Source organism: Thermococcus sp. (genome assembly GCF_027066465.1).
Taxonomy (GTDB): Archaea; Methanobacteriota_B; Thermococci; order Thermococcales; family Thermococcaceae; genus Thermococcus.
On record NZ_JAMONU010000001.1, the window covers coordinates 1 to 4,576 of the forward strand.

Consider the following 4,576-nt stretch of genomic DNA (forward strand, 5'->3'; position numbering starts at 1 on the left):
CGTAGTTCATGGGTTTTGAAAGAAGCTCCAGCACGGTTTTTTCCACATCCTCAACTCTCCGAAGGTTGAACTCAACAAGCTCAACGGCATCCTCCCCCGAAACAGCCGGGCCGTGCGAGGGTATCAGCGTATAGCCCTTCTCAGCCAGGGAGCGGAGCTTCCCCAAAGATTCCTTGAAGAGCCCAGCGTCCACGAGGTAGGGAATGCCAACGGCACTTATCAGCTTCCCGCCGAAGAACGCGTCTCCGGAGTAAACGAGGCCGTTTTCCTCGTCTAAGAACCCGGTCATGCCGGGTGAGTGTCCGTTCAGCTTTATGGCATTCATTCCGAAGAGTTCGTCGTTCCATTCAAAAACCGCGTGAACCTCAACTTCTCCAGTCGAATACGCGAGGAACCCTACCGGTGCCTTTGAGCCGAAGGTGAGTATTTCCCTGTTCAGGGGGCTCTCCGCTATGGAGAACTCGTAGCGGTGAAGGAAGAGCGGAACTTCGAGCTTTGGGCAAACAGCGATGTGGTCGGCGTGTCCGTGTGTGGCGAGCTGGAGCTCCAGTGAAGCGTTCAGCTTTTTGATTTCCCTCTTAAGGTCCTTGTGCCTGCCCTTCCCGTGGCCGGGATCAACGACCACGGCCTTTCCCCCGTGCACCCGTATGAGGGTTGAGGGGCTTCCGGGATAGAGGTAGGCGGAATCGCCCAGCTTTCTTAAAGCCATACAACCACCAAAGAAAAATAAACCTCCGGCAATAAAAGGGTTTGGAGAGAAAAGGGAATCAAACGTGCCTGGCGTAGAGGGTCTTCCTTCCCTCGGCCTTGGCCCTCTTGACGGCCTTCTCGATGAGGGCCTTTATCTCGGCTTCAAGGGCGTCGTAGAACTCCGGGCTGACTCTAAGCTCCGGGTCTATTTCCTTCACGACTTCCTTAACCTTGGACTTAACTATCAGCTCAGCCATTTTCGAACACCTCCAGCTGTCGGCCGTGCGGCCAGCTTTAGTTCACTGTTCCTCTTTATAACCTTTCTCCCCCGCCGGGGAAAAGGTTAAATTAACAGCCTGCGGTCGGGTATTGGGTGGGATGGTGGCGAGGATTGCACTCGTTGATGGCGAGCACTATCCCCCGGTAACCCGGTGGGCACTTCGGAAACTCGGGGATGTGTGCTGTGCGGTCTTCCTCGGTGGCTGGGAGAAGATAGGCTCTCCCGAAAGGCTCGCGGAGGAGCTAGGGGTTAGGCTTTACGTTGATGATGACCCGATGAAAGCCCTTGAGCTGGCGCTTTTGGAGAACGACGTTGATGAAGTTGTTGACCTGAGCGATGAGCCCGTGGTTGATTATGGGATGAGGCTGAGAATAGCATCGCTCTGCCTCAGGCACGGTGTTGTTTACAGGGGGGCAGATTTCGAGTTCAGACCAGGGGAGATGGTGAGACCATCAAAGCCCACGATAAGCGTCCTCGGCCTCGGAAAGCGCGTTGGGAAGACTGCAATAGGGAGCTTTGTCGCGGGGGTTCTTAAGGAGAGATACCGTCCGGTCGTTGTTACCATGGGCCGCGGCGGCCCGGAGAGGCCGGAGCTGGTTGACGGTGAGAGAGAAGAACTGACGCCCGAGACCCTTCTAAAACTTGCGGAGACAGGCAGGCACGCCGCTTCGGACCACTACGAGGATGCGCTCGTCGCTGGGGTGACGACCATCGGGTGCCGGCGCTGTGGGGGAGGAATGGCGGGGTTTCCCTTCTTCCACGTCGTTCATGAGGGGATAAAACTCGCGGAAGAGCTTCCGCACGATATTATCATCGCCGAGGGAAGCGGGGCAACGATTCCGCCCGTTTTGGCGGACGGCTACATCACGGTGCTCAGCGCCCTTCAGCCGAGGGAAACCGTCGAGGGGTTCTTCGGGCCCTTCAGAATAGGCCTGGCCGACATAGTTGTAATCACGATGGCCGACGCCGACTCGGAAAAAGCGGGGGAGTTCAGGGACTTTGTTGGGGAGGTCAATCCAAGGGCAGAGGTTCACTTGGTTCGGTTTGCGCCGAAGCCCCTTGGAAACGTTGCGGGAAAGAGGGTTGCGCTCTTCATGACCTCGCCGGGGGCCGTTGAGAGAACTGCCAGTGAAATCAGAAAGTTCGGTGCGGAGGTCGTCTTCATCAGCGGAAACCTCTCGAAGAGGCTCGAACTCGCAAAGGACCTCCGGGGGCTTGGAGGGGACGTTGATGCCGTCCTCGTCGAGTTAAAGGCCGCGGCAGTTGATGTCGTAACGAGGTGGGCCCTTGAGAGGGGCGTTGAGGTAATCTACCTTGCCAGCGAGCCGGTCAACGTTGATGGGAGGGACCTAAGGAAGGCCGTGCTGGAGCTCGCCGGGAGGATGGTGGGAGGATGATAATAGTCACGGACCCGGACAGGAGGGTAAAGCTGCCCTTCTCCCGCGGAATCTTGACGCGCTCGATAACCCTGGCGGGAGTTGACGTTGGTATAGCCTACATCATAGCGAGCGAGGTTCAGAGGGAGCTGGTGGAGAAGAGAAGGCGCATTGTGAGCACGGATGAGATAAGGGAGCTCACGTACCGGAAACTGGTCGAACACGGGCTGAAAAAGGAGGCGGAGCGCTATCTCTTCTGGCGCGAGTTCCGGAGGAGAAAGGTGCCGATAGTGGTCCTAATCGGCGGCGTTACCGGCGTCGGGAAGTCCACGATAGCGACTGAGCTGGCGTTCAGGCTCTCCATAAGGACGGTAATTGGAACCGACACCGTCAGGGAGGTCATGAGGAAGATAATCGCCAGGGAGCTTCTGCCTGATTTGCACGCCTCCTCATTCTTGGCCGGCAGGGTGTCGGGAGGCTTAATTGAGGGTTTTGAGAGCCAGGTTCGTCACGTATCGGTGGGTGTTAAAGCCGTTCTCGATAGGGTTCAACGGGAGGGCTTCAACGCGATAATAGAGGGCATCCACCTCGTTCCCGGCTTTATAGAGACCGATGGGAACACCTTCATGTACATCCTGACCGTGAGCGACAGAAAGGCTTTGGAGGCCCACTTCTACGAGCGCTCGCGCTACAGCAAGAGGCCTGCCGAGTACTACCTGAGGCACCTCGATGAAATCATAATGCTTCAGGATTACATCGTCGAGAGAGCCAGGGAGCACGGTGTGAGGGTCATAGAGAACATCGAGCTTGAAAAAACCGTAAACGAGATAATGGAAGACCTCATGGAGCGCCTCCGCGAGAGCCTTTGAGCTTCCATACCCCTAGAAGCCTTCTGCTGCCCCACGTGGCCTGAACCTCAAAGGCGATTAACATTTCCGGATAGATGTCTATCAGGTTGAAGCTGTTTCCAAAGGGGTTTCTATGGAGCTCCCAGCTGACGGAGCCGGCGTTCACAACTATCGTTTCCTCTATCTTGACCGCGAAGGAGTTGCCCCCGTGGCCCGTCAGAACGAGCTCCGTTCCCCTGTCGGTTAGGAGCTTCAGAACATCACCGGCGTCCTCAAGGAAGCCCATTTCCCTGCTCTTTGGAATGGGAACGGGGTTGTGGTGCATGAAAACAATGCGGAAGCCCTCGGCGTTTTCGAGCTCTTCATCGAGTTTTCTCTGCCCGAACCTCCCAACAACCCCAATTTCGGTTTCGTACTGGGGTGTGAGCACGGGGATGAGGGTGAAACCGTTGAGGGAAACCGGTTCAGGTTCGCCAAAGTACTCGGGGAAGAGCTCGTACCCGAGATACGTCATGTCGGAGGGACCGGGAACGACGACCTTTGGCGCCTCTATGAGCTCCCAGAACCTCGCGGCCTCCCTAAAGTTCCTTTCGATTCCCATGTCAACGACGTTCCCGTTGTGCACCACGATGTCCGGCTTCAGGCGCCTGTTTATCATGTTTATCACGTTTTCTAGGGTTTTTCTCCTGAAGTAAACCCTGTCCGAGACCCTGCTCTCGCTGAGCTGGACTATCCTGAGGAGCCTCCTTCCCCGGGGTATGAACAGCTTTGGTTTGATGGGTCTGTGCTCAATCTTCCTCTCGTCACCTGTGACGCGCCTCACCGTTACCTCCACCTTCCCGTCGTCGTGAACCGTCACGATGTTGTAGCTGTTCACGTCCCCACGCCGGGTTTTCCTGCACGATGCACAGCCTGCGTTGTCAACGACGATGTCCTCAACGCGGTAGACGTTGGGTACGTGCTTGTGGCCGCACATGTAGAGCGTAACATCGTTCCTTACGAGCAGGTCGAGGACGTCACCCGCGTTGAACAGGACGTTTCTCTCCCTGCCCGTGCTGGGAAGGGGTATCAGGTGATGGTGCGCGGCAACTATCTTTATCCTCCTGTCGGAGTACTCCTCAAGCCTCTTCTTCAGCCAGCGGAACTTGTGCTTCCCTATTCTGCCGTCGCTGAGGTCGGGTATCGTTGAGTCAACCCATATCAGAACACCGTTTTTGAACTCGTAGACGCCGTTGAGCGGCCCTATGAAATCTTCAAAGAGCTCGTAACCAACGTTTCTGACATCGTGATTGCCTGGGAGAACAATCAGAGGCTTCCGGATTTTTTTGAGCTCGTATTCGGCCCTTTCATACTCCTCGCGGAGGCCGTTGTTGGTCACATCA

The 4,576-nt window shown here is 56.3% G+C and carries 5 protein-coding genes; 2 read left to right on the top strand and 3 right to left on the bottom strand.

What is annotated here, in order from left to right:
• Together MVK46_RS00005 and MVK46_RS00010 are read right to left on the bottom strand one after the other, a co-directional pair.
• On the bottom strand, window positions 1-709 hold a 709-nt coding region (locus MVK46_RS00005; RefSeq protein ID WP_297534312.1), incomplete at its 3' end, for an MBL fold metallo-hydrolase.
• 58 nt (window positions 710-767) lie between these two features.
• Entirely contained in the window at window positions 768-947 is a 180-nt protein-coding gene (locus MVK46_RS00010) for a hypothetical protein (protein WP_297534314.1), read from the bottom strand.
• 121 nt (window positions 948-1,068) lie between these two features.
• Here MVK46_RS00010 and MVK46_RS00015 point away from each other — a divergent pair, with 121 nt between their 5' ends.
• Window positions 1,069-2,367, top strand: a complete 1,299-nt coding sequence (locus MVK46_RS00015; protein ID WP_297534318.1) for a 2,3-diphosphoglycerate synthetase — start codon at window positions 1,069-1,071, stop codon at window positions 2,365-2,367.
• Entirely contained in the window at window positions 2,364-3,215 is an 852-nt protein-coding gene (locus MVK46_RS00020; protein WP_297534316.1) for a 2-phosphoglycerate kinase, read from the top strand. Before MVK46_RS00015 ends, MVK46_RS00020 begins: the two co-directional genes overlap by 4 nt.
• On the opposite strand, the gene MVK46_RS00025 is transcribed toward MVK46_RS00020, so the two are convergent.
• Window positions 3,187-4,576: metallophosphoesterase (locus tag MVK46_RS00025; protein WP_297534317.1), on the bottom strand; the 1,390-nt coding region annotated here is incomplete at its 5' end. The genes MVK46_RS00020 and MVK46_RS00025 overlap by 29 nt on opposite strands.